Annotated in this window: 22 protein-coding genes; 7 read left to right on the top strand and 15 right to left on the bottom strand. The window is 34.0% G+C overall.

All coding sequences use genetic code 11. The features are described 5' to 3' along the window. Positions 1 to 7: 7 nt before the first annotated feature. Positions 8 to 616 (bottom strand): superoxide dismutase, encoded by a 609-nt coding sequence (locus tag ACYSNW_RS16040; RefSeq protein WP_461746203.1) that lies wholly within the window; start codon positions 614 to 616, stop codon positions 8 to 10. A gap of 181 nt (positions 617 to 797) precedes the next feature. Between ACYSNW_RS16040 and ACYSNW_RS16035 the strand changes: the two genes are divergently transcribed. From ACYSNW_RS16035 to ACYSNW_RS16025, 3 genes are all read left to right on the top strand, one after another. After that, positions 798 to 1,616 carry a DUF1189 domain-containing protein gene (locus tag ACYSNW_RS16035; RefSeq protein ID WP_461746202.1) on the top strand — a complete coding sequence of 273 codons (819 nt, stop codon included), beginning with the start codon at positions 798 to 800 and terminating at the stop codon, positions 1,614 to 1,616. A 120-nt stretch (positions 1,617 to 1,736) separates the two neighbouring features. Further along, positions 1,737 to 2,828 (top strand): flavodoxin-dependent (E)-4-hydroxy-3-methylbut-2-enyl-diphosphate synthase, encoded by a 1,092-nt coding sequence (gene ispG, locus ACYSNW_RS16030; protein ID WP_461746200.1) that lies wholly within the window; start codon positions 1,737 to 1,739, stop codon positions 2,826 to 2,828. 204 nt (positions 2,829 to 3,032) lie between these two features. Continuing rightward, positions 3,033 to 3,995 carry a phosphoglycerate dehydrogenase gene (locus ACYSNW_RS16025; RefSeq protein ID WP_461746199.1) on the top strand — a complete coding sequence of 321 codons (963 nt, stop codon included), beginning with the start codon at positions 3,033 to 3,035 and terminating at the stop codon, positions 3,993 to 3,995. Between the two features lie 157 nt (positions 3,996 to 4,152). Here the strand turns inward: ACYSNW_RS16025 and ACYSNW_RS16020 are convergent, their stop codons facing one another. The 9 genes from ACYSNW_RS16020 to nox form a co-directional block, all read right to left on the bottom strand. Next, complete coding sequence (locus ACYSNW_RS16020) at positions 4,153 to 5,088, bottom strand: glycosyltransferase family 2 protein (protein ID WP_461746198.1); 936 nt, start codon at positions 5,086 to 5,088, stop codon at positions 4,153 to 4,155. A 314-nt stretch (positions 5,089 to 5,402) separates the two neighbouring features. Next, positions 5,403 to 5,714, bottom strand: a complete 312-nt coding sequence (locus ACYSNW_RS16015; protein WP_461746274.1) for a HesB/YadR/YfhF family protein — start codon at positions 5,712 to 5,714, stop codon at positions 5,403 to 5,405. Between the two features lie 70 nt (positions 5,715 to 5,784). Next, complete coding sequence (locus ACYSNW_RS16010) at positions 5,785 to 6,450, bottom strand: potassium channel family protein (protein WP_461746196.1); 666 nt, start codon at positions 6,448 to 6,450, stop codon at positions 5,785 to 5,787. A 205-nt stretch (positions 6,451 to 6,655) separates the two neighbouring features. Continuing rightward, positions 6,656 to 7,288 carry a response regulator transcription factor gene (locus tag ACYSNW_RS16005; protein ID WP_461746195.1) on the bottom strand — a complete coding sequence of 211 codons (633 nt, stop codon included), beginning with the start codon at positions 7,286 to 7,288 and terminating at the stop codon, positions 6,656 to 6,658. Continuing rightward, positions 7,285 to 8,367, bottom strand: a complete 1,083-nt coding sequence (locus tag ACYSNW_RS16000) for a sensor histidine kinase (RefSeq protein ID WP_461746193.1) — start codon at positions 8,365 to 8,367, stop codon at positions 7,285 to 7,287. The genes ACYSNW_RS16005 and ACYSNW_RS16000 overlap by 4 nt, the downstream gene beginning before the upstream one ends. Then, positions 8,364 to 9,095 carry a cell wall-active antibiotics response protein LiaF gene (gene liaF / locus ACYSNW_RS15995; RefSeq protein ID WP_461746192.1) on the bottom strand — a complete coding sequence of 244 codons (732 nt, stop codon included), beginning with the start codon at positions 9,093 to 9,095 and terminating at the stop codon, positions 8,364 to 8,366. The genes ACYSNW_RS16000 and liaF overlap by 4 nt, the downstream gene beginning before the upstream one ends. Positions 9,096 to 9,498: 403 nt before the next feature. Then, positions 9,499 to 9,972 carry a transcription elongation factor GreA gene (gene greA / locus ACYSNW_RS15990; RefSeq protein WP_461746190.1) on the bottom strand — a complete coding sequence of 158 codons (474 nt, stop codon included), beginning with the start codon at positions 9,970 to 9,972 and terminating at the stop codon, positions 9,499 to 9,501. Between the two features lie 250 nt (positions 9,973 to 10,222). Further along, positions 10,223 to 11,608 (bottom strand): endolytic transglycosylase MltG, encoded by a 1,386-nt coding sequence (gene mltG / locus ACYSNW_RS15985; RefSeq protein WP_461746188.1) that lies wholly within the window; start codon positions 11,606 to 11,608, stop codon positions 10,223 to 10,225. 209 nt (positions 11,609 to 11,817) lie between these two features. Continuing rightward, entirely contained in the window at positions 11,818 to 13,149 is a 1,332-nt protein-coding gene (gene nox / locus ACYSNW_RS15980; RefSeq protein WP_461746186.1) for a H2O-forming NADH oxidase, read from the bottom strand. A 283-nt stretch (positions 13,150 to 13,432) separates the two neighbouring features. Here nox and ACYSNW_RS15975 point away from each other — a divergent pair, with 283 nt between their 5' ends. Beyond that, complete coding sequence (locus ACYSNW_RS15975) at positions 13,433 to 14,620, top strand: hypothetical protein (protein WP_461746184.1); 1,188 nt, start codon at positions 13,433 to 13,435, stop codon at positions 14,618 to 14,620. A gap of 191 nt (positions 14,621 to 14,811) precedes the next feature. Here the strand turns inward: ACYSNW_RS15975 and ACYSNW_RS15970 are convergent, their stop codons facing one another. Both ACYSNW_RS15970 and ACYSNW_RS15965 read right to left on the bottom strand, forming a co-directional pair. Then, on the bottom strand, positions 14,812 to 15,462 hold the full coding sequence (locus tag ACYSNW_RS15970; protein ID WP_461746182.1) for an HAD family hydrolase: 651 nt from the start codon (positions 15,460 to 15,462) through the stop codon (positions 14,812 to 14,814). A 177-nt stretch (positions 15,463 to 15,639) separates the two neighbouring features. Next, on the bottom strand, positions 15,640 to 16,509 hold the full coding sequence (locus ACYSNW_RS15965; RefSeq protein ID WP_461746180.1) for an SPFH domain-containing protein: 870 nt from the start codon (positions 16,507 to 16,509) through the stop codon (positions 15,640 to 15,642). Positions 16,510 to 16,778: 269 nt separating this feature from the next. Here ACYSNW_RS15965 and ACYSNW_RS15960 point away from each other — a divergent pair, with 269 nt between their 5' ends. After that, complete coding sequence (locus ACYSNW_RS15960; RefSeq protein WP_461746178.1) at positions 16,779 to 17,753, top strand: ring-cleaving dioxygenase; 975 nt, start codon at positions 16,779 to 16,781, stop codon at positions 17,751 to 17,753. A 111-nt stretch (positions 17,754 to 17,864) separates the two neighbouring features. Here ACYSNW_RS15960 and ACYSNW_RS15955 read toward each other — a convergent pair whose 3' ends face one another. The 3 genes from ACYSNW_RS15955 to ACYSNW_RS15945 all read right to left on the bottom strand — a co-directional run bounded on the left by ACYSNW_RS15955 (position 17,865) and on the right by ACYSNW_RS15945 (position 22,154). Then, the gene (locus tag ACYSNW_RS15955) at positions 17,865 to 18,353 is read right to left on the bottom strand and encodes a gamma carbonic anhydrase family protein (protein ID WP_461746176.1); all 489 of its coding nucleotides are present in this window, start codon (positions 18,351 to 18,353) and stop codon (positions 17,865 to 17,867) included. A gap of 307 nt (positions 18,354 to 18,660) precedes the next feature. Next, the gene (locus tag ACYSNW_RS15950; protein WP_461746174.1) at positions 18,661 to 20,427 is read right to left on the bottom strand and encodes an ABC transporter ATP-binding protein; all 1,767 of its coding nucleotides are present in this window, start codon (positions 20,425 to 20,427) and stop codon (positions 18,661 to 18,663) included. Next, positions 20,424 to 22,154 carry an ABC transporter ATP-binding protein gene (locus ACYSNW_RS15945; protein ID WP_461746172.1) on the bottom strand — a complete coding sequence of 577 codons (1,731 nt, stop codon included), beginning with the start codon at positions 22,152 to 22,154 and terminating at the stop codon, positions 20,424 to 20,426. The genes ACYSNW_RS15950 and ACYSNW_RS15945 overlap by 4 nt, the downstream gene beginning before the upstream one ends. A 938-nt stretch (positions 22,155 to 23,092) precedes the next feature. Here ACYSNW_RS15945 and ACYSNW_RS15940 point away from each other — a divergent pair. Together ACYSNW_RS15940 and rnjA are read left to right on the top strand one after the other, a co-directional pair. Next, positions 23,093 to 23,305: a DNA-directed RNA polymerase subunit epsilon gene (locus ACYSNW_RS15940; protein ID WP_461746170.1), complete on the top strand. Its 213-nt coding sequence runs from the start codon at positions 23,093 to 23,095 to the stop codon at positions 23,303 to 23,305. A gap of 1 nt (position 23,306) precedes the next feature. Next, on the top strand, positions 23,307 to 24,977 hold the full coding sequence (gene rnjA, locus ACYSNW_RS15935) for a ribonuclease J1 (protein WP_461746168.1): 1,671 nt from the start codon (positions 23,307 to 23,309) through the stop codon (positions 24,975 to 24,977). Positions 24,978 to 25,215: the final 238 nt, after the last annotated feature.

The following is a 25,215-nucleotide window of genomic DNA, read 5'->3' as shown; positions in this document are numbered from 1 at the left end:
ATTCTACTTATTTAGCAAAATCAAAGTTTTTATTCGCTTGATCCCAATTTACTAAGCTCCAAAAAGCATCAATATATTCAGGACGAACATTTTTGTATTTTAAGTAGTAGGCATGTTCCCACACGTCTAAACCTAAAACTGGGGTTTTTCCTTCCATTAAAGGAGAATCTTGGTTCGCCGTAGAAACTACTTTTAATTTGCCGTCTTCTACAATTACCCAAGCCCAACCAGATCCAAAACGACCTGTAGCTGCTGCTTTAAATTCTTCTTTTAATTTATCAAAGCTACCAAAAGAAGCATCAATCGCTTCTTTTAATGCGCCTGTAGGTTCTCCTCCTGCATTAGGGGCAAGAATTTCCCAGAAGAAGGTGTGGTTAGCATGTCCGCCACCATTGTTGCGTACTGCTACACGAATATCTTCAGGTAAACCATCTATATCTGCAATTAGTTCTTCTACTGTTTTTTCGCCAAGCTCTGGGTGTTTATCAATTGCAGCATTTAAGTTTGTCACATACGTGTTGTGATGTTTGTCATGATGTAAGTGCATTGTCTCTACATCAATTGCTGGCTCCAAAGCGTCATAAGCATAAGGTAAATCTGGTAATGTGTAAGTCATTAAAAATCCCTCCAAGTTTTTTTGAGTAAAATCCTTCATACATTTATTATAGTAACAGAACTCCCCAAAGTCTTCAAAAAAATTGCTTATGTTTTTTTATTCTTGCATGCCTTGTGTTTCTAGACTAACTCAGCTAAAATGACCAGTGTACTTAATTCTATTCTAGATTAGGAGAAATCTCATGAATTCACTTACTTTATTTAAAAATTCTTTTTATCATTTTCAGTCACTTAAATCGGCTAAAAAAACGGCTTTTTGGAAAGTTATTCTATATATTTTTTTTCTTAGTTTTATTCTAAGTCTACCATTGATTAAACAAGGTGTTACTATTTTGAATGGACTTAAACAAGAAGGAACTAAAATCGCCGAAAAACTACCAGATTTTTCAATAACTGATGGCAAAATGGAAACCAAAGAAAATACCCAAGGCTTTATTTATCAAACCAATTCAGTTATTTTCACCTTTGACCCTGAAGGAAAACGCTCAACTAGCGACATAGCCGCAGATACAATTGGTAATACGATTGGTTTCGCCCTACTAAAAGACAAACTGTTGCTTTCATTCCCTACAGCAGGCGCAGATATCGCAACTGCAGTATTCGGGAGTGATCAATTTGAAATTCCATATTCAAACGGTACTTTGGATGGTTTAAATAATAGAAAAATACAAGAAACTTTCTCTGATTCAACTCTACCTATTTGGGTAAAAGCAGTACTCTTTCTATTGATTCTTTACCCAACCTTTATTAATTTGGTTATTAACTTGTTTTTGATTGTTATTGGAGCAAATCTTTACAGTAAAATGAAAGCTTATCCCTATCGGCTTTTTGATTGCTTAAAAATCGTCACTTACTGTATGACGTTACCAGTTTTCCTTAGCAGTGCTATTCGTTTTGTTAATCCTTCATTTAATGACAATACACTAATCGTTTTTATTTCTTTAGTCATCTTCTTCTTTGCTGTTCGTGATGAGAATACACCGAAAAAGACAATAATTTAAGAGAATCTTATATTTTTCTTACGAGCTACTATCATTTATTATGTGGTAAGATATAGATTGAATTAAATAGCTTTATTACCGAAAAAAATGATTCAGAATAACATGAGGAGAGAATTCATTATGGGAAAAATGACTCACCGTAAAAATACACGTCCAGTCAAAGTTGGAAATTTAACTATTGGCGGTAGTGACGAACTAATTATCCAAAGTATGTGTACAACTAAAACGCATGATGTATCAGCAACCGTTGCTCAAATCAAACAACTTGAAGAAGCAGGTTGTCAAATTGTTCGTGTAGCAGTTCCAGATGAAGAAGCAGCGAATGCGCTTCGTGAAATCAAAGAACAAATTAAGATTCCTTTAGTTGCAGATATTCATTTTGATTATCGCTTAGCTTTAAAGGCTATTGAGCAAGGAGTCGATAAAATCCGTATCAACCCTGGGAATATCGGACGAAAAGATCGGGTTGAAAAAGTAGTAGCTGCCTGTAAAGAAAAAGGTATTCCCATTCGCATTGGTGTTAATGCTGGTTCGTTAGAAAAGAAATTTTTACAACAATATGGCTATCCAACTGCAGAAGCTATGGTTGCCAGTGCTGTTGAGCATATCAAAATCTTAGAAGACTTGGATTTCTATGATATTATTGTCTCTTTAAAAGCTAGTGATGTGACACTTGCTATTGAAGCCTATACTTTAGCGGCCGAAACATTTGACTATCCATTACATCTTGGTATCACAGAGGCTGGTACAAAGTTTTCTGGCGGGATGAAATCTGCTGCTGGCTTAGGCGCCCTTCTTTCTAGAGGAATCGGCAATACTTGTCGTGTCTCTTTATCAGCTGATCCAGTTGAAGAAATTAAAGTAGCAAAAGAAGTTTTAAAGGCTTTTGGTTTAGCCAGTAATGCTGCTACCTTAATCTCTTGTCCTACTTGCGGACGAATTGAAATTGATTTAATTCCAATCGCAAATGAAATTGAGGAATATATTGAAAAAATCAAAGCACCAATTAAAGTAGCTGTTCTTGGCTGTGCGGTCAATGGACCTGGTGAAGCTAGAGAAGCGGATATCGGGATTGCTGGCGGGAATGGAAAAGGGATGCTTTTCAAAAAAGGCAAAATTATCCGAACTGTTCCAGAAGAAATCATGGTAGATGAACTAAAAAAAGAAGTGGATTTATTGGCTGCTGCTTATGCTCGTGGCGAAGAAATCTAATGATTGCATTTTAAGTAATGTCTGAAACAAAAAATAGTTAATTTCTAAATCGTCTGTAGAACAAGCGACAAATCATTGTTTGATACAATCTTTCAATGCTTTGTCGCTTTTTTACGCTAAATCGTTCATTTTTAAGTTTTGATTCAAACGCTTTTTAATTTCCACTATTTTTTGTTACAATGTTGAATCAAGGAGGAGTGACGAATGGACAAACCTATTATTTATATTCACGAATCATTTACTGATACACATATTCAAGAAATAAAAGAGGCTGCACCACACTATCTAGTAATCGCATCTGAAGCGGAACTTGCTCAAATCAACCAGGATACCATTCAAATTATGTTAGGCTGGGATAAAGCATTGGGTAGCGAGCTTCTTGATTCTCCAACTAGCCAATTAAAATGGGTTCAATCGATTTCAGCAGGAGTAGATAGTTACGATCTTGTGAACTTTCAAAAAAAAGGAATTTTACTATCTAACGGTAGCGGGATTCACAGTATATCGATTGCAGAACATGTTTTAGGTGTTTTATTAACTGAAACACGGGGCATTCGGAGAAGTATCCAACAGCAGCAAGTTCATTCTTGGAATCAAAATTCTATTTCTTATCAACAGTTATCTGGTCAAAAAATGCTCATTGTTGGAACTGGACAAATTGGTCAGCAACTGGCTCATTTTGCTCAAGGTCTTGGGCTTCAAACTTACGGCATAAATACTACAGGACATGCTACTACTGGCTTTATTGAATGCTATTCTCAGGAAAAATTAAGTCGAATCGTAAAGGAAATGGATATTATCGTTAATATTCTTCCTCTTACAGAATATACATATCATTTATATGATAGTGATTTATTCAATGCAATGAAGAAAGGCGCTATTTTTGTCAACGTTGGTAGAGGTCCTTCTGTAAAAACAGAGGATTTAATTGCAGCCTTACTAACTGAACAAATTAAATTTGCTGCACTAGATGTTTTTGAAGAGGAACCGCTCCCTGAAAACAGTCCTTTATGGAAAATGGATAATGTTCTCATTACCCCACATATTTCTGGTGCGACGCCTAAATTCAAAACAAAATTATTGGCAATCTTTCTTCCTAATTTGAAAAGTTTCATTGAAACTGGCACACTAGTAAAAAATGAAATTTCTTTTGATAAAGGGTATTAATTAATGATTTACTTAAGAAATAGACATAATTACCCTCGATAAATACTTCCCGTTTTCTCAACTCTACTAAATTTAAAAAGAAACAATTCGCTCAAATATAATTGATTTTGCGAATTGTTTCTTTTTAACTGTTCAGTAGACTATAAGAAATCTATTTTTATTTATCTATATCTTGCTCCGTTTCTTTTACTATATAAATAGGACGCTTTTTAGTTTCCAAAAATATTTTACCGATATATTTCCCAATGATTCCTAGACACATTAATTGTAGGCCACCTACGAAAAGTATAATAGAAACCAGTGAAGGCCATCCTGTAGTTGGATCTCCATAAATGATTGTTCTGAAAAAAATCACAATCATTGCAATCACAGAACCAACGCAAGAAAGTGCACCAACATAAGATGCAATATTTAATGGCGCTTCAGAAAAATTAACAATTCCATCAATTGAATAACTTAGTAATTTCCAAAAAGACCAAGAAGTTTCGCCAGCAACTCTTTCACGATTTTCATAGGAAAGGTATTTTGTTTCAAAACCAACCCAACTAAAAATTCCTTTAGAGAAACGATTATACTCAGTTAATTCTAAAATAGCATCAACCATTTGTCGTGTCATTAACCGAAAATCTCTCGCTCCATCCACCATTTCTGTATCACCGATTTTATTCACTAGTTTATAAAACATTCGCGCAAAAAAACTACGAATAGCCGGTTCTCCTTCACGGTCTGCACGTCGAGTTCCAACGCAGTCTAATCCTTCTTCTTCAATCATTTGAATCATTTGCGGCAATAATTCAGGCGGATCTTGTAAATCAACATCCATAACTGTTACTAAACGACCTTGTGCCTCTTTCAATCCTGCGTATAAACCTGCTTCTTTTCCAAAATTTCTCGAAAAAGATAAATATCTGACTTTTTCAGGGTTTTCTCTATGCAATTTTCTCAATACTAATAATGTATTATCTTTCGAACCATCATTTACAAATATATATTCAATAGATTCATTAATATTATTGCTGACTTTTTCAACTTCTTCAAAAAATAAAGGAATAGAATCCTCTTCATTGTAACAAGGTACCACAATCGATAACATAACTTTCCTCCAAAATATTCTATTGCTAATTATATCACATTATCAGATGTTTTCTAGAATAATCTTAAAATACTGTTCATTCTTTTAATTTTCTCTAACCATCTATCATACAAAAAAGTAAGTGAGACAAAAGTAAAGAACACTTTTGTTTTATGTCCTAAAAACAAATAAAAGGTGGGAGCAAAAGCAATTCCTACGGAAATAAGCGACAAATCACGAAAATTTGAAAAACAATTTTCGTGATTTGTCGCTTATTTCTTGGAGTTAAACACTTCTGTCCCAACCTCCATTTATCTTATCCGTTTATTTACTTGTTATTTCGCCAAATCTTCCTGATTTTTTGTAAAAAAGTATTTCGGTTCATCGTTTACCTCATCATAATCGACCGTTAAATCATAACCATTAAAAAACCAATCATCGGTTTCTTCAATAAAATAAGGAACCCCATTCAGTACTTCTTTTATTAGTGGTTGCTCGGGTTGTTCTACTGACATAGCAATTGAAAAACCATCATGGACTTCAGTTTTCCCATATATTTTACCGAAAAAACGAATCCCATTATCAGAGCTGGCCCCAACTTCTTTTTCAAACCATTCTTGTGCTTTAGGTGTAACTGTTAATTGCATCATTCATTCCTCCTAACTCTTCTTCATTGTAGCATAGAGTTAGGAAGTAAAAGAACGAACATGCTCAAATTCATTCGTTCATTTTTTCATCTAGAATTTCAACATCGTCTGTTTCACCAATTACTAAAAGATTATCATTCTCTCGAACAATCTCCTCAGCTGTTGGTGAAGCAATCACTTGCGATTTAGATCGGCGAATAGCAACAACAGTTAGCCCAAATCGTTGGCGAAAATTCAATTCTTCCAAAGTTTTTCCATAAAATTTTGGATTCGACACACGAACTTCTGCTAGAGAAAATTCATTGGATAGTTCAATATAATCTAAAATATTTTTAGAAACTAATTTATGCGCAATACGAATCCCCATATCTCTTTCGGGATGTACAACCAAATCGGCCCCAATTTTTTCAAGGACCCTAGCATGATAAGGATTGACCGCTTTTGCTAGCACATTAGGTACACCCATTTCTTTTACCATTAACGTAACTAAAATACTGGCTTGAATATCCTCGCCAATTGCAACAACAACATTATCAAAATTACGAATTCCCAATGACCGCAACGTCATTTCATCTTGGGCATTCGCCACAACTGCATGCGTAGCAATATTCATATATTCATTCACTTTGTCTTCATCGTTATCAATTGCTAAAACTTCTTGCCCAGATTCAATCAGCGTCTGACAAATACTACCGCCAAATCGCCCTAAACCAATAACTGCAAAATTTTTTTTCATTTTTTCTCTCGTTTCTTTAATCTACTAGTTTATTTAAAAGTATATCAAAATAAATTACATTCGTCTAAAAACTATAAAAAAAATTCAGTGTTCGGTCTATTTTCTATTGATTGAAATAAACCACAAATCGCAAAAATCGACTAAATACTAAAAACCAATAGATTCTTGTGTATTTCTTCTTATTTTTTATGATTTGTGGTTTATTTTATTTCGCTAATCCATGCTGAAAAGCATAAATAGCCGCTTGTGTCCGGTCTTCAACATCTAATTTCGCTAATATATTTGATACATGGGTTTTAACTGTTTTCAACGTAATAAACAAGTCATCCGCAATTTCTTGATTGCTTTTTCCTTTAGAAATCAACATCAGAATTTCATTCTCTCTGTTTGTTAAATCTTCATGCAAAACAGGCTCTTGTTTTTTTGTTAAGCGTTCCATCATTTTTGTGGTAACTTCTGGTTCTAAGACACGCTCACCTTTAAATGTCGCACGAATCGCATTCGCAATTTCATGCGCAGTAGAAGTTTTTAATAAATAACCAGCAGCCCCAGCTTCGATTGCTGGATAAACTTTTTCGTCATCGATAAAGCTTGTAACAATAATGATTTTAGCTTCTGGCCAATCTTTTAAGATTAATTTTGTTGATTCGATTCCATCCATGACATCCATGACCAAATCCATCAAGATAACATCTGGACGCAATTCCAGCGCTTTATCATAACCAATTTGACCATTTTCAGCTTCGCCAACTACTTCAATATCTTCTTGAATAGATAAATAGGAGGATACACCCAATCTTACCATCTCATGGTCATCCACTAACATCACTTTGATCATTCTTTTACTTCCTCCTTGATTACAGGTACTTTGATTTCAACACTTGTCCCTTGCCCTTTGAAACTAATAATTTTTACTAGCCCGCCCATTCCAGCGACTCGTTCACGAATATTTTTCAAGCCATAACTTCCTGCTTTATTTTCATGTTCATTCATATCAAAACCAACACCGTCATCTACAATACGCAATAAAACATTTTTATCTACTTGGTGTAAGTATACTTCTAACTCTTTGGCTTTTGCATGTCGTAATGTATTTGAAAGTAATTCCTGCACAATTCGAAAAAGATGGTCTTCAATACTATTATTCAAATCAACATCTTCGATATCCCAAGTCAATTCAATCTTGATTTTTGTTTGTAACTCTCGTAATAATTGCTCAATCCCTTGACGTAAGCTTTTCCCTTCCAAGCTTACAGGTCGTAAATGTAATAAAAGCGCACGCATTTCGGATTGTGAAGCATTGATGATATCTGTGACCAAAACCAGTTGCTTTTGAAAAGGACTTGGTGTTTCAGATTTTTGCGCTTGTTCATTCAACGCAGATAACATCATCATTGCCGCAAAAAGTTGCTGGCTGACTGAATCATGAAGTTCTCTAGCTAATCGGTGACGCTCTGCTTCCAATATTTCCTCTTTTGTTTCTCCATCCATCACTTGTGGTCGACTATTTACTAATTGTAATTCTTTAGACATATCCAATAGTTTTGTGCGAATCGATAAGATATCACGATCAATCTCGCCAATATATTGATCACTAGTTGCATGAGGAACACTTTTACCCAATATTGGATTTTCATAGCTACCTCGTGCAAGCAAACGTAATTTCTCTTCAATTTTACCATATTGTGCTTTCTGAATAATAGAAATTATTAAAAAAGTCGATAAACCTATCAATAATGAAATTAAAATCACATGGAAAATCAAAGGAATATAAAATATTTTCCTTTGAAATAATTCCATTCCCCAATTTTTTTGTTTGATTGAATAAAAATACGAGAACAGTGTGAGTAATATTACGAAAAAAGTACTGAGAGCTGCGTAAAGAGAAAGCATATGTCTAGAGACTCTCCCCATCATACGCGGATCACCTCAACATCTCCAACTAAGGAATTAGTTATAATTTTCAAGCGACGATTATTGGTATCAAAATCATTGCTAAATAATTTTAGTGTTTCATTTTTCAATTGATATTTTTCATCTTCAAAAATCACATTCCCATAAAAAGTAGAATGTTCCAAAACAACTGCTACTCCCAACGGAATCAAAATTCTTGTTTTACCAAAGCCTTTTCGGATAATAATGATATTATCGTCCTTAGGTAATAATGTATTTCCTAAATCAATAATTGTGTCTCCTGAAAGCAAATTGATATTGATATCGTCCCACTCATAAACATTCGTACCAATTCGCTCATTCGCAAACCAAGGTCGTTTAAAACGGCGACCATTTTTGGGTTCTGTATTCGTAGTTTCAACTATAATCATTTGTTTTTTTCGCCAAGGAGCACGTTGTGTAAAATCGACTCCAGCAATTTCTACACCCTTTAAACCAATAAATAGAATGGCAAACAACAACATCACCCAGATAGCAGGGCTGTTCAACAAACCAATCAAGATAAAAATAATACCTACAACCATCAAAAAATTATTAAAGTTTTTTCGTGGAGCTTTCTTAGCTGCATAACTAGTTAGTATAATTCCTAGTACTAATAATACTGCTAAGCCTGGACTATGTACAATTTGCCATAAGGCAAGAACAAAAAGCACTGCTTCAATGACTATAAAAAAACGCCATGGGTTCTTCATGATTATCCCCCTCTCATAAATCAATTATATCTTGTTTATCATATTAATGTTAGTTGCTAAAGACGCATTTTGCCATAGGACTTTAGACCTAATTTTACTTTTAGGCTCAAGTTATAAAATTGAAATCATGTGGCACAAACGGTTAATTGATTCAAACCAACTTCATTTTTGTACAACATCCATTCTGACAAATAAAGAGAAGGCTGAGACAAAATCAGTTTGACTTTGTTTCAACCTTCAAATTAAGAATAGTTAATTGAATAGAAACACTGTAACAAAAACCATTCGGTGCTTACATTATTAACTATATAGACCTAAAAATTAGCTTTTATCTTCAGGGAATGTCTAAATAATCACGATTTCAGTTTCTTTACAAACCATGACCATTTTCACCTAAAAATTCTTAGCTTACTTTTTTTATTTCAACTTCCATATCGCCACCTGGCGTTGCAATAATAACTTTTTCACCTAATTTTTTACCAATTAAAGCTTGGGCGATTGGAGAATCGTTTGAAATTTTACCTGAAAACGGATCAGCTTCCGCACTACCTACGATTGTGTACTCTTCTTCTTCCCCATCTGGTAACTCAATAAAAGTTACTGTTTTTCCAATTGAAACTTCATCTGAATCTACCCCATCATTATCAATGATTTCAGCAAAACGAATCATGTTTTCCAAAGTAGTGATTCTACCTTCAACAAATGCTTGTTCATCTTTTGCTGACTCATACTCTGAGTTTTCAGATAAATCTCCAAAGCTTCGTGCAATTTTTATACGTTCAACGATTTCTTTACGCTTAACCGTTTTTAGTTCTTCTAATTCTTGTTCTAATTTTTCTTTACCTTCCAATGTCATTGGAAATACTTTTTCTACCATGCTTGATTTCTCCTTCTTTAACTTACTACTTAATTCTATTTTTATTATTTTATTGAAAAATTCCGCTTTCAATCCAGAAAAGAGTACCACGCTTCGCTTAAATTGTAAATAATATTTGCTTAAAAATTGTATTTGATTTAAAAATGTACTCATTTTCACTTTTTTATGAAATTTTTCATGATGTTAGTAAAGCGAAACGAGCCGCCTACATAAATAGGTTGGCTCGTAAAAAGTTACGCTAAATTTCTACTTATTCATCTTTATTATTGACATATTTTTCAACAAGTTGATTGTGTTCCTCATAGGTTTCTGCAAAATAAACTTTTCCCGTTGTAATATCCGCAACAAAGTACAGATAATTATTAGGTTCAGGATTTAGAACAGCAGTAATTGCTTGCTCACTTGGACTATCTAAAGGTCCTGGCCCATAACCAGTATTTTTATATAAATTATAAGGTGAATCAACCTCTAAATCTTCATAAGTAACAAGTTCTTTATGCTCACCTAAGGCGTATAAAATCGAAATATCTGATTGCAAAGGCATGTTAGCAGCAATTCGATTAAAGAATACTTGAGCAATGTTCTTACGATCACTATCATTGACCCCTTCTTTTTCGACTAAGGAAGCTAATGTCAAGACTTGATGAACGGTCATATTTTTAGCATGGATTGTTGGAACAAATGGTTCAATAACTGTATTTGATTTCGCAATCATTTGTTCAACGAAATCTTCTAGTTTTTGATCTTTATGATAATCATAGGTTGCTGGGAATAAATAGCCTTCTAGGCGATATCTAACTCCTTCTGCTGCTGCCGCACTATCTAACAAATCAGGATACTTTTCTTTCATTGAATTGAAAAAGTCTTGATTCTTCATTAATTCAATAAACTGATCCTTTTTAAAATCAGTATTTTCGGCAATCGCATCTCCAATTTTTTCAATATCATAGCCTTCTGGAATCGTGACTTTCCCATCAGCAAGTTGCGTTGGTTCAGCCGTTCCACCTTCTCTTAAAGTCGCTCCAACTTCATCTAAAGTCATATTAGGGGCCATTTGGTAATAACCAGCTTGAAAATCAGTCAAATTTTTAAATTTTGCATAGTAATTAAAAACCATTGCACTTTTGATTACTTTATCTTCTTCCAAAATATTCGCAATTTTTTTGTTAGACGATCCTTCAGGAATATAAACTTGAACTAATTTTTCATCATTTTTATCTAGTGGTTGTAATCCTGCATTTACATATCGGTATAATGTAAAACCAAAAATGGCGATTACGATTAGTAACACACCTACAACAAGTAGGACGATTTTACCAACAATTCGATCTTCTCTTTTCCTAGTTCGTTTTTTAGATTCTTCTTGCGTATCACTGTCTTCATTTTCAGGTTCTTTTTCGTGAGAAGCTCCACTTCTTGAGCCAACTGTCTCTACGGTAAAATCATCTGTAGCCTGAGGTGTATCCGTTAAATCGGTGGCCGGGCTATCATATTTAAATTCTTCTGGTGACTCATTCTGATTATAGTTTTCAGAGGAATCTGAATTTTCATTGTCATCGACCTTTAAAGAATTTAACACTTGCTCTTTAAATGAGGGCGTGGAATGATCTTGATTATTTTGGTTATCATCTGCCAAAACAAATCCTCCTTACTTTCTATGTCTATCCTTAACTTAAACTATTATACATGAAAGCTTTTTAAAATAAAATCTTTTTAATGAAAAGTTATCAACTTGTAACGTTTGATAGTGTCTAGGAGCAACTACAAAAAGTGTAGCTAAGATAAAACTGGTTACCGTTTCATCTTAGCTACATTCTTCATTTAATATGAATCCCTGATTATGTTTTATTCTGCACTTAATGCGGCCATCGTAATATAATTATATGGTTGGTTAAAATGCGGTAAGAAGAAAATATCCAATAATTTTAGCTTATCAATCGTTACTTTTTCTTCAATTGCTAGTGAGAACATATGGATTCCCATAGAAATATCTTGATAAGAAGCCATCTGTGCCCCGACAACGCGACGAGATCCTTCTTCGTAAACGATTCGAATCTTAACTTTATCATTGTCTTTCATAAAGCCTGGTTTTTGTAAATCTTCAAATTCTGTATATTTTACTTTCAAATCAGCTTTTTCAGCTTCTTGAACAGTTAGACCTGTAGAAACCATATGATAGCCAAATATTGAAATTCCGTTAGAGCCTTGAACACCAATTGCTTCTAGTGGTGTTCCACCAATATTGTGACCTGCAACAATACCTGAACGAACTGCATTTGTTGCTAAAGCAATATAAGTTGTATCTTGTAATGCATTAGAATAAATCGTTGCACAATCGCCAACCGCATAAACAGCAGGATCGCTTGTTTGTTGGTGATCATCAACAAGGTAAGCACCGTTTTCAAATAATTCTAAATGATTTTTTCCTAATTCATTATTTGGCTTGAAGCCGATAGCATTAATCACTAAATCAACAGGATATTCACCTTTATCCGTTACTAATGCTTCAACTTTTTCAGTTCCTTTGTATTCTTTTGCTAATTCATTGTAATGTAATTCAATGCCATTTTCTTTTAGTGTATTATCCATGTCATCTGTAAACCATTTGTCATAATAATTAGGCAAACAACGTTCGGCTGCATCAAATAGCAACACGTTTTTCCCACGACGTTTGGCTGCTTCGGCAATTTCAACACCAATATAGCCCGCACCAATAACTGCAACCGTTTGAATATCTGGTTTGCTGATTGCCGCATCAACGGCTTGACCGTCTTGGAAAAGTTTTAAAAATTCAACATTTTTCAAGTCTTTTCCAGGAATGTTTGGTTGAATCGGAGCAGAACCGGTAGCTAAAATTAATTTATCATAGTTTTCGGTAAATGTTTCTCCTGTATTTTTCTTGCAATAAATCGTTTTTTGAGCGAAATCAATTCGTTCAACCGTTGTTTCCATATAGATTTTCGCGCCTTTTACTTCAAAGGCTTCTTTATTTGTGTAAAATAAATTTTCATAAGAATCAATTTGTCGTCCTACCCAAAGTGCAGTTCCGCATCCTAAATAACTAAGGTTCGTATTTCGATCAATCATCACCACTTCTTGATTTGGATAAGTGTCCAATAAAGTATTTGCTGCAGCAATTCCCGCGTGATTTGTACCAATAATAACTGTTTTGACCATACTATTTCTCCTTTGTGATTTATTTTACTTTAGTATACATTAAAGTAGACAGTTATTATTATCAAATAATGATTAAAAATAATAAAAAAATGAGAATACTTTACTTTTTGATAATAAAAAAAGTGTTTTTACCAAATTTATTTATTATGATTCAACAATATTTCATAATTTCATCCTTATAGAATTAAGCTATTTTTGATAACTATTGATTAAGTTTAAAAGAAATAATAACTATCTTTCTTGTCAAAAAAAAGATAAAATGAACATTAAGGGGGAATATATAATGAAAATGAATTTAAAAAAAATATTTTTAGGATTTATTGTCATGTTAGGTGTAATAGGATTAACTGCTTGTGGGAATGATACTCGGAAAGAATTTACAAAAGCACTCTATACTACAAGTAACCAAGATTTTAATGCGGCTAAATTTAATATGAGTATTAAAGAGTTTGATATGCAAACAAGTGACACAACAGGCTCAGCTTATATCAATCTAATAGCCAACCAAATAAAAGATCTTAAGATTGATGGTAGTTATGCTTTAGATGAAAAAGAAGAAGCGTACGAAATGGAAATGAATTTTAAATTCTTAGGTCAAAAAATTCCGATTCAACTAGTTGGAAAAAAAGAAAAAGCGTATTTATCTACAAGTTTCGTTACTAGTTTATTGGACTTAGCAAAAGGGTTTCAAATTCCAATCGATATTTCTGCAGCGGATTTAAAAAAATTAGATGGTAAATATATGGATATTGAAGCGACAGGTGAATCTTTAGCAGCAGAAACAACAAAAGATTCAACGAATCCATTTAAAAATATCAATCCTGCATCTGAAAATACGTCAAAAATGTTTAGTGAATTACAAAAAACGCTTGAGTCTTTTGATAAAGATTCGTTTAAAAAAGATGGCGATAAAATTAGTCACACATTTACCAAGAAAGAAATTATTGAGTTAATGGAAGTAATGAAAAAAGTGGCGAAAGAAGAAAAAGATACAGCTAGCGAAAAAGAGATGAGCGACGCCATTAGTGCTATAAAAGAAACCTATGAAAAACTTGACGTAAAAACGACTGTTGATACAAAAACAAACGCTATTGATTGCGAAATGGCTATGACAGCTAAATCTGATAGTGAAAAAGATGTAGTTTCTATCACTGTTGCATTTTCTATACAACCTCAAAAAAATAAACAGAAAATAAATTTACCAGACAAAAAAGATATCTTATCACAAGATCAAGTAAATAAAATTCTAGACGGTATCACAAATTCATCTTCATCATCAACAAGTGTAGCAGATGAAGATGTCGATGACCAATTAGATGAACTAATTGCGCAAATCGAAGCAAATCCTGAAATAATCACTGAAGAAACAGCTAAATCGATTCGAGAAAGTGGCGGAATGTACCTAAATGCTGATCAATTAAAACGATTAAATGCTGCTTTAGATAAAGCCTTGGCATCAAATGCACTATAAGATTATGTAATTAATACAGGGTTGGCTCAAAAAAAACTAACATTAAAAAACCATAAAACGATAAAATTGGAAAAACAATTTTTATCGTTTTATGGCTTTTTTTATATAAATCACTTTTAATTTAAGATTTCATCTGAATCTAAAAAGTAGCGGATGGAACAACTATCCATGATAGCTAATATCCTCAAAAATCATTTTTCTACGATTTCCATTATTTCATTTGGTGTTGCAGCTAGATACGTCGCTTGTGCTATTTGCAGTTCTTCTCTATTCCCAAATCCGTATAACACACCAATCGTATCCAAATTATTTTCTTTGCCTCCTAAAATATCATGTTTACGATCGCCAATCATAATAACATCCTTTTTCATTTCAAGCTTAGCTTCTTTTAAAGCATATGCAATTACATCTGCTTTTTTAGAACGTACACCATCCAAACTAGCTCCATAAATCCCCTTAAAATAGCCTGTTAATTCAAAATGCACCAATATCTCTTTGGCAAAAACTTCTGGTTTCGAAGTCGCAATATATAATGGATACCCCAATTCGTTTAAATGAATCAATAGTTCTGGGATTCCTTGATATACTTGATTTTGATATAAGCCTTCCTTTTGGTAATATTCTCGATAATACGTTACAGCTCGTTGTGCATCTACTTCATTTAACTGGCAGATAGTTTCAAAAGATTCTTTTAACGGTGGCCCAATGAATGAATAAAGTTCCTTTTTTTCTGGGACAGGTTGACTCATTTTTTCAAGTGCATAAATAACTGAATTGATAATTCCTTCAGCTGAATCCGTGATTGTTCCATCCAAATCAAACAGTAATATTTTATTGTTCATTTTTACTCTCTTTCTACGCTTAATTTTATTAGCTTTTATTTTAAAATCCAGTTGGAAATCTAGAAAGAAAACATCGCTTACTTGTGATATAAGCGCTGCTTCTGATAATGGATTCCACCAAATTTGCAAAAATATTCGCCACTATCATTTTCTGCTACTCCCTAATCCCAACAACTGCTATTGATCAGAGATGTCACCCGTATTAATTACTGGTTGCGTTCCTTTATCTGTGATAATTGATACTAATAAGTTATTAATTAATTGTACTTTACGGTCATCAGTGAAGTGAATTTCTTGGCCAGCTTCAATTTGTTCAAGAGCCATTTGGGTCATCGAAACGGCACCTTCCACAATAATTTGACGCGCAGAAAGAATTGCTTTTGCCTGCTGTCTTTGTAACATAGCACTCGCTATTTCTGTTGCATAAGCTAAATGATTAAGTCTCGTTTCAATCACTTCGACTCCTGCCACTGACAATCGTTCTTGCAACTCTTTGGCTAATTCCTCAGACACTTCATTCGTATTCCCGCGTAACGTAATGTCGTCTTCATTAAATGTATCATATGGATATTGACTAGCGATATGTCGAATCGCTGTCTCACTTTGAATTTCAACAAAGTTCTGATAGCGATCAACATCAAACAAAGCTTTAGCAGTATCTGTCACTTTAAAAACAACAACCGCTGAAATTTCAATCGGATTTCCATCAAAATCATTAACCTTTAATAATGAACTATTAAAATTCCGAACCTTCAATGATACGTTGATTTTCTGCGTTAAAGGAATTGTCACAAATAGACCATTTGTCTTGATCGTTCCCAAATATTGACCGAAAAATAGAATCGCTTTTGCCTGATTAGGACTAACAATCGTGAGTGAACTCAAAAACAGGGCTGAAATAAGCCATAAAATAATACTAAATATAACCCAAACTATTTTTTCTTGTGTAACACCATAGTAAAGTAAATAGCCACCAGCAAGAACCAGTACTCCCAGCACAATCAAAGCTAAGTAACCATTTACATGAAAGGTCTTTTTCTCTTTCAATTTCTATTCCTCCTACTAAAAATTTAAGTTTTATTACTCACATAGTACTCTTCTTTAATCAATCATTCAACTATCTATCATTAATCCTTTTGTTTGCAAAAAATACGTATATCCTCTACACTGATTTTTAATACATACATTAAAAAAATAACAAAAAGCTAAATTTACCTTTAACTAATTGAACCATTTTTTCTAAAGAACCTAATCTTACTTTTGTTTATTTGATTCTGTTGAATTTCTATACATTCTAACTTTTTGGAGGACATAAAATGAATACACATATTCAAGGGATACATCACGTTACGGCAATCACTTCTAGTGCGCACAAAATTTATCGCTTCTTCACGGATATTCTTGGTCTTCGTTTAATAAAAAAAACAGTCAATCAAGATGACATTCAAACATATCATCTTTTTTTCACTGATGATCTTGGATCTGCTGGAACCGATATGACTTTCTTTGATTTTCCAGGTATGCCAAAAAGTGAACCTGGAACAAATAGTATTTCTAAAACCTCATTTCGAGTACCATCGGATGCTGCCTTAAATTATTGGCTTGAGCGTTTTATCAAGCATAATATTGCTCACGGAGAAATCGAAGAGCGTTTCGGGAAAAAATTTATTACTTTTGAAGATTTTGATCAACAGCAATACCAATTAATTTCTGATCAAAAAAATTCAGGTGTGTCTGCTGGGACTCCTTGGAAAAATTCAAATGTACCTACAGAATATGGTATTACAGGATTAGGGCCTTCCTTTATTACGGTTGAAAATTTCCCGCAAATTCAAACAATTTTAGTGGATTTATTAGGCTTTCATTTAGTTGATGCTGAAGGCAACTTTCATTTATTTGAAGTGGGAGCTGGCGGAAATGGCGCTAGCATAATTGTTGAACATCAGGAAAATAGGAAAAGGGCGATTGAAGGCTTCGGTGCAGTTCATCATTTGGCCTTGCGAGTAGTTGACCAAGAAGCATTGCAATTTTGGATTAACAAAATTGGTCAAACCAATTTACCAAGTTCAGGTTTCGTTGATCGTTTCTATTTTGCTTCTGAATACTTTAGAGCGGCTCCAGGGGTTCTTTTTGAATTAGCAACTGACGGCCCAGGGTTCTTTCAAGATGAAACTTATGAAAATGCAGGAGAAAAATTAGCTTTACCGCCATTACTAGAAAAAAAACGAACAAAAGTGGAAGAATATGTTCGTCCACTCGATACTTCAGATGCTAACAAAAAGCGAAATTAATAAATAAGTTCCAACAATAGCCTTCCCCAATTAATACGTGAAAACGTTAATTTGGGGAAGGCTATTGTTGGCTATTCATCTAACACATGATCTTGTAATTAATTTGCTGGATTATTTTATTCGTTCTATTTTATTTTCAGCATACTTCTTAGCTAATTCAATATAATGCATCGCATTTTCTTTATTTTTTCGAATTTCTTCTCTTGTTAAAGGGCGAATTACTTTTGCAGGGCGACCAAAAGCCAATACATTTGGCGGAATCTTTTGTCCTTCGACAATCAAAGAACCTGCGCCAATCAAACTATTTTTTCCAATAACCGCGTGGTTTAAAATAGTGGTCCCCATACCAATCAATGCCCCTTCCGCTACATGACAACCATGCAAAAGACATTGATGACCAACAGTGACATTATTTCCTACAACAACTGGTGCATCAAAATCGACATGAATCACCGATCCATCTTGAATATTTGTTCCTTCACCAATCGTAATCGAATCTGCATCCCCTCTTAAAACCGCTTGAAACCAAATATTTGAGTCCTTACCAAGTTTGACATCCCCATAGACATCTGCACTCTCAGCAATATAATAGTCTTTCATCTGCATAACTCCCTTTTGATTTTTGTTAAGGAATATCTGAAAACGATTCTGTCTTGCTAATTTCTCAGAAAATTAGTTGAAAATCAAGAAAGAAAAATTAGCCTAGAGGTCAATGAATCCCACTAAATTATGAATCTATTCGCCATTATCGTTTGCAGATACTTTTTTAATAGAATTGATTGAATAAATTTAGTATAACAGGAAGTCGCTTGAGATAAAATGGCCGCACCAATAATTTTTAACTACAATATAAAAAAAGAACGCTGAAAATCAAAAAATGATTTTCGACGCTCTTTTTTAATTTCTGTTAATTATAATCCCCTTCTTCAGCAAATTGGCTATTATAAAGTTTTTCATAAAAACCACCTTGCGCTAGAAGTTCATTGTGTGTACCTTTTTCCATAATTTCACCTTGATTCATGACCAAAATCAAATCAGCTTCGCGGATAGTCGATAAGCGATGCGCAATCACAAAACTTGTTCGTCCTTCCATTACTCGATCCATCGCTTTTTGAATTAGTGCTTCTAAACGAGTATCTACAGAACTTGTTGCTTCATCCAAAATTAAAATTTTAGGATCTGAGATAACAGCTCGAGCAATTGTTAGCAATTGCTTTTGCCCTAAGGAAACATTATCTCCTTCAGCGTTGATTTTCATCTCATAGCCATCTGGCATTGTTCGGATAAAGTGATCGACATTGGCAGTTTTGGCTGCATCAACAACTTCATAATCGGTTGCATCCAATTTACCAAAACGAATATTATCAGCAATCGTGCCTTCATAAAGCCAAGCATCTTGCAAAACCATTCCGAATAACGAACGTACATCGCTTCGATTTAATGTTTTAGTATCGATGCCATCAATTTTAATCGCACCTTTATTTACATCATAAAAACGCATCAGTAAATTAATCAAGGTTGTTTTCCCAGCCCCTGTAGGTCCTACGATTGCCACGGTTTGACCAGCTTTTACCGAAAAACTTAAGTCTTTAATCAATGGTTTTTTAGGATCATAACTAAAGTTAACATGATCAAAATCAACTGTGCCATGAATTTCTTTTGGTAATTGAACTTCATTTTCATTCAATTGCTCTTCAGGTTCATCTAAAATTTCAAATACTCGTTTAGCTGCTGCCGAAGCACTTTGAAGCGCTGAAGATAATTGCGTGATATTCCCCATTGGTTGGCTTACTTGCCAAATATATTGAATAAACGCTTGTAATTGACCAAGTAAAATGACACCTGTAATTACATAGTAACTACCTAAAAAAGCAATACTAATATAACTACCATAAGCGGTTAATTGAACCAATGGTAACATCAACCCAGAGATAAAGGTTGCTTTAAAACCAAAATGATTTAATTGATGATTTACCTTTTTAAATCCATCTAACGTTTCTTTTTCTCGACCATAGACTTTAAGAACACTGAAGCCCGTCATATTTTCTTGAACAAAACCGTTTAAATCACCTAAAGCATTCTGCATTGATTGAAAATACTTTTGAGAAATACCAACAATTGTTTTAGAAATAAAAATCGATAACGGAATCATAATGATAGAAATCAGCGCCATCAACCAGTTAATATAAAACATCATCGCAACTGCCATCACGATTCCTAACAGGGCTGAGATAATATTGATAAACGTCTGTTGCATCGCATTACTAACAGCATCCACATCATTCGTCACACGTGATAAAATATTTCCTTGTTGATTTTTATCAAAGTAAGAGACTGGCAAACGATTAATCTTTTCATCAATTTCACGCCGTAAATCTCGCATCGAGTTTTGAACGACATTGGTCATTAAAAAGCCGGATAAAAATTGAGCTGCACAATAACCCATCCCTACAACTAAGACCCAAATCAAACATTTAATAATATAGTTAAAGTTTATTTCTTTACCTTCTGTAATATTTTTACTAATTTCCGTCGTCGGTAAACCTGAAACGTATGGTAGGGCGGCATTAAAGACCACCGTCAAAACAGTAAATATAATTACTAAAATGAATGTCACTTTATACGGACCAATATATTTACCTAATCTTTTTAGAGAAGAAAGTGTTTTTTTCATGCTAATTCCTCCTCTGACAATTGAGATGAGGCAATATCATAATAAATCGAACACGTTTCAAGTAATTCGCGGTGAGTACCTATACCAACCACATTCCCTTCATTTAGGACAATGATTTTATCCGCATTCATAATCGTTCCTACTCGTTGGGCAACAATTAATACCGTGGCATCTAAGGTTTCTTGTTTTAAACGAGCACGCAGTTTCGCATCGGTTTGATAATCCAATGCTGAAAAGCTATCATCAAAAATATAGACTTCAGGTTTTCTAATAATTGCTCTAGCAATCGAAAGACGTTGTTTTTGACCACCAGAAAAATTAGCGCCACCTTCTGAAAGTAATTCTTCAAATTTATCTGGTTTTTGGTCGATGAAATCAGCTGCTTGAGCAATTTCGACTGCTCGCTCCATCTCAGCTACGGTTGCATCACCTTTCCCATATAAAAGATTTTCTGCGATTGTACCAGTAAATAAAAGCGCTTTTTGAGAAATATAGCCTATTTTATTACGCAGCGCACTTAATTTAAAATCGCGAACATCTACACCATCTAGTAAAACTTGTCCTTCTGAAACATCATAAAAACGTGGAATCAATTGAACTAAAGTCGATTTCCCACTCCCAGTGCTTCCAATAAAAGCAACCGTTTCTCCTGGTGAAGCAGTGAAACTTACATTACGAATCACAGGACTTTCAGCATGGCCTGGGTAAGCAAAAGTTACATCTTTAAATTCTAAATAGCCTTTTGTTTTAGTTTCAGATACACCCGCTTCATCCTCTAAAATAGTTGGATTCATATCAAATGCTTCTTGAATCCGACGAGCAGAAACTGCCGCTCTTGGATACATCATAAAGACACTGGCAAATAGCATAAATGAAAAGAGTGCGTGGAAAATATATTCGATAAAAGCAATTAAATCACCTACTAATAAATTTCCTTGGTCGATTTGTAATGCACCATTCCAAATGATAAGCACCATTACGATATTAAATAAAAAGAAAAACCCTGGTTGGGCCGCTGCCATTAAACGGAATAAACTTTTTGAACTTTTAGTATATTCTTCATTTACCTTACCAAATCTTTTTTCTTCAAATTTTTCATTTACAAAAGCTCGAATGACCCGCAGACCAGACAGATTTTCTCTAAGAATACCATTTATTCCGTCTAAATTCTTTTGTTGATCATTAGACAGTGGTTCAGAAATTTTTGCAATTGTAACTACAGCAATCAAAAGTAAAGGTAATGCGCCTAGAACAAACCACCCTAAAGTCTGGCTGGTACGCATAACCATATACAAACTAACAATAAACATCATTGGTGTCATAAAGCCCATTCGCAAAATGTTCCCCATAAAAAGCATAATTTGATACGCATCATTCGTAGTTCTAGTAATTAATGAAGAAACACCGATTTTTTCATACTCATGATGAGAAAACGTCTGTACTTTTTCAAATAAATCATCTCGAATATCTCGAACAATATTTGTCGTAATTCGCGCACCAAAATACCCCAACATGATATTCATCGCTACACCAACGATTGTAATCAATATCATTAATAAGGCTTGTTGTTTCACATAACCAAAATCATTATTTTTTATTCCTTTATCAATCATTCGAGCTAAAAGTGTTGGTAAACCTAGCTCTATCAAGATAAATCCAAATACACAAATGAAATCTAGAAACAATAATTTCTTATATCTCATTGTATAACGCCACATTAATTTCAATCAATCATCTCCTCTAGCATTTTTAATCCAGTACTCCAACTATAGCACACAATAGACAATCAGGTAAATTACAAAAAAAGTTTTTTTCTTTGTCTTGTAACTTTTTATTTTCAAAAAGAAATGAGAAAAAACAAGTCGACTTAGTGATTATAATCAAACAATCATTTTTCTTCATTATTTAGTAAATCAATAGCGATAAAAAGGAATTTGCATTCACCTTTTACGTAGGGGATGTCTAAAAACGATGAAGGAATTCAAATTTTATGAAAATTAAGCTGAAAATCAAGAAAGAAAAACTAGTGCTAGTGGTTGGGTCAAAAGCAAAAAAACTTTTGTTCTATCTTTTAAACCCGAATAAACGGCAGAAAACAATCAGAATCTCGGCAATTTCCTAACCATCATTCATTGCAAATAGTGCAATAACTGCTGGTTGATCCAATTGCTCAATTCTAAGCGATTGTTTTATGAGCTGATGTTGCACAATACCTACTCGGTTACCAAAAATTTGAAGAAACCAAGTAGGAACCCTTTCGTGTTTCTTGTGATTTTCTGAAATTCTTTCTTAATTGCGATAAATCACGAAAAGCATAGTGATTCGATGGTGCATCGTACCTAATCGGTTCTCAGAGCTCACTATTTTTGTCCCAACCTCCGCTAATTATTCAAACTAAACCTGTTTCTATACTTATTACCTATTTTATGATAAAATAACTTTAATTGTTGTACCACACAGCACAAGAGCCGGTGAAATCAAGTTAATACCATAAAACAAAATAATAAATGAGGCAAAGTCGAGGCTTCATTTCATTAAAAACTCCTGTTTTTGATGGTCATTGTTTCTAGGTAGAAAACTGCCTAAATTTGTTGTGTTCAAAATTATTCGATAAAAATAAATTATAAATAAATGACTGCTTTAAGCAGATGAAGGAGAAATGATTATGATCTATAAAGTTTATTATCAAGAAACAAAAGTGAGAAACCCAAAAAGAGAAGATACTAAGTCTCTTTATGTTGAAGCTGAAAGTGATGTTATTGTTCGTCAATTAGTAGAAGAGAACACACCCTATAATATTGAATATGTTCAAGAATTGGATAGTAAGCATTTAGCTTATGAACAAGAACATGCGGATTTCTCTTTAACGGAGTTTTAATATGAAAGTAAATATTAAAAATAACGAAACTGGTGTTTTTGCGATTGGCGGGTTGGGTGAAATCGGAAAAAATACCTATGGAGTCCAATTTCAAGATGAGATTATTATCATTGACGCTGGAATAAAATTTCCTGAAGATGACTTGCTTGGAATCGACTATGTTATTCCTGACTATAGTTATATTGTCCAAAATTTGCATAAAGTGAAAGCTTTAGTGATTACTCATGGACACGAAGACCATATTGGCGGCGTTCCATACCTTTTACGTCAAGCAAATATCCCAATTTATGCTGGACCTCTAGCTTTGGCTTTAATCACCAATAAATTAGATGAACATGGTTTATTGCGAGAGGCTCAATTAAACGAAATTAATGAAGATACCGTTATTCGTTTCCGAAAAACAGCAATTAGCTTTTTCCGTACAACTCACAGTATCCCAGATGCTTTAGGTGTTGTTGTTAAAACACCTTCTGGTAATATCGTAGCAACTGGAGATTTTAAATTTGATTTTACACCTGTTGGGGAGCCTGCTAACCTGCATCGAATGGCTAAACTTGGTGAAGAAGGCGTTCTTTGTTTACTTTCCGATAGTACAAATGCAGAAATTCCAACATTTACTAAATCAGAAAAAACAATCGGTTCGTCAATTTTGAAAATTTTTGAAAAAATCGATGGCCGAATTATCTTTGCCAGCTTCGCTTCCAATATTTTTCGGCTACAGCAAGCGGCTGATGCCGCTGTTAAGACAGGTAGAAAAATCGCCGTCTTTGGTCGTAGTATGGAAAACGCCATCGTTAATGGCGAGCGTCTAGGATATATCAATGTACCCAAAGGAACGTTTGTTGATGCCAATGAGCTAAATCAATTGCCAGCAAATGAAACTATGATTTTATGTACAGGATCCCAAGGTGAACCAATGGCCGCACTAAGCCGAATCGCCAATGGAACTCACCGTCAGATTGCTATTCAACCTGGCGATACAGTTATCTTTTCTAGTTCACCGATTCCAGGAAATACGACAAGTGTAAATCGGTTGATCAATCTTTTATCTGAAGCAGGTGCTGAAGTAATCCACGGAAAGATCAACAATATTCATACATCTGGCCATGGTGGGCAAGAAGAACAAAAATTAATGCTACGTTTAATGAAACCAAAATTCTTTGTGCCAGTTCACGGCGAATTTAGAATGTTAAAAATCCATGCTTCATTAGCAGAAGATGTCGGTGTTCCGCCAGAAAACTGTTTTATTATGGAGAATGGAGATGTCCTTGCTTTAACTGCTGATACTGCACGTATGGCTGGTCATTTTAATGCAAATGATGTTTACGTAGATGGTAATGGCGTAGGAGATATTGGAAATGTGGTCTTAAGAGATCGCCGCATTCTTTCTGAAGAAGGATTGGTTCTTGCTGTTGCTACTGTTGACATCAAAAATAAAGAAATTTTAGCAGGTCCAGATATTTTGTCTAGAGGATTTGTTTATATGCGAGAATCTGGTGAAATGATTCATGAGGGACAACGTCTGCTGTTTAATGCGTTAAGAGAAGCTATGCGCGATGAGAACTGTACAGAAGCTAGTTTATGCGAAGCAATCTCTAGTGCTTTACAACCCTTCTTATTCGCTAAAACAGAGCGCCATCCGATGATTTTACCAATGATTATGACTTCTTAAACAATACGATATAACGAAAGTCCACAAAAATTTGAACCATAATTTTTGTGGACTTTCGCTTTTTTACACTTAACACTTCACTTCTTCTCGCTTTTTCAGTAAAACTTATTTCTAGAATTGTCTAATTAAGTGCAACATTTGTAATTGCTTCTCTTAAACCTTCTTTTTTCTAATTGTATTCTTTGATAAAATGGAAAATAGAAGGATTCACTATACAAAATGAAAATGGAGAAACTAC

The organism is Enterococcus sp. LJL99, assembly GCF_054871725.1.
This window is presented reverse-complemented; position numbering and strand designations above follow the sequence as displayed.

Bases quoted from the DNA above. Each gene is read 5' to 3' on its own strand.
- greA (WP_461746190.1), bottom strand. From the start codon at position 9,972: ATGGTAGAAAAAGTATTTCCAATGACATTGGAAGGTAAAGAAAAATTA.
- ACYSNW_RS16000 (WP_461746193.1), bottom strand. From the start codon at position 8,367: ATGATGGGGAGAGTCTCTAGACATATGCTTTCTCTTTACGCAGCTCTC.
- nox (WP_461746186.1), bottom strand. From the start codon at position 13,149: ATGGTCAAAACAGTTATTATTGGTACAAATCACGCGGGAATTGCTGCA.
- ispG (WP_461746200.1), top strand. From the start codon at position 1,737: ATGGGAAAAATGACTCACCGTAAAAATACACGTCCAGTCAAAGTTGGA.
- ACYSNW_RS15955 (WP_461746176.1), bottom strand. From the start codon at position 18,353: ATGAAAGACTATTATATTGCTGAGAGTGCAGATGTCTATGGGGATGTC.
- ACYSNW_RS16010 (WP_461746196.1), bottom strand. From the start codon at position 6,450: ATGAAAAAAAATTTTGCAGTTATTGGTTTAGGGCGATTTGGCGGTAGT.
- liaF (WP_461746192.1), bottom strand. From the start codon at position 9,095: ATGAAGAACCCATGGCGTTTTTTTATAGTCATTGAAGCAGTGCTTTTT.
- ACYSNW_RS16005 (WP_461746195.1), bottom strand. From the start codon at position 7,288: ATGATCAAAGTGATGTTAGTGGATGACCATGAGATGGTAAGATTGGGT.
- ACYSNW_RS15950 (WP_461746174.1), bottom strand. From the start codon at position 20,427: ATGAAAAAAACACTTTCTTCTCTAAAAAGATTAGGTAAATATATTGGT.
- ACYSNW_RS16015 (WP_461746274.1), bottom strand. From the start codon at position 5,714: ATGCAATTAACAGTTACACCTAAAGCACAAGAATGGTTTGAAAAAGAA.
- ACYSNW_RS15970 (WP_461746182.1), bottom strand. From the start codon at position 15,462: ATGAACAATAAAATATTACTGTTTGATTTGGATGGAACAATCACGGAT.
- ACYSNW_RS15975 (WP_461746184.1), top strand. From the start codon at position 13,433: ATGAAAATGAATTTAAAAAAAATATTTTTAGGATTTATTGTCATGTTA.
- ACYSNW_RS15940 (WP_461746170.1), top strand. From the start codon at position 23,093: ATGATCTATAAAGTTTATTATCAAGAAACAAAAGTGAGAAACCCAAAA.
- ACYSNW_RS15960 (WP_461746178.1), top strand. From the start codon at position 16,779: ATGAATACACATATTCAAGGGATACATCACGTTACGGCAATCACTTCT.
- ACYSNW_RS16035 (WP_461746202.1), top strand. From the start codon at position 798: ATGAATTCACTTACTTTATTTAAAAATTCTTTTTATCATTTTCAGTCA.
- ACYSNW_RS16020 (WP_461746198.1), bottom strand. From the start codon at position 5,088: ATGTTATCGATTGTGGTACCTTGTTACAATGAAGAGGATTCTATTCCT.
- ACYSNW_RS16025 (WP_461746199.1), top strand. From the start codon at position 3,033: ATGGACAAACCTATTATTTATATTCACGAATCATTTACTGATACACAT.
- rnjA (WP_461746168.1), top strand. From the start codon at position 23,307: ATGAAAGTAAATATTAAAAATAACGAAACTGGTGTTTTTGCGATTGGC.
- ACYSNW_RS16040 (WP_461746203.1), bottom strand. From the start codon at position 616: ATGACTTACACATTACCAGATTTACCTTATGCTTATGACGCTTTGGAG.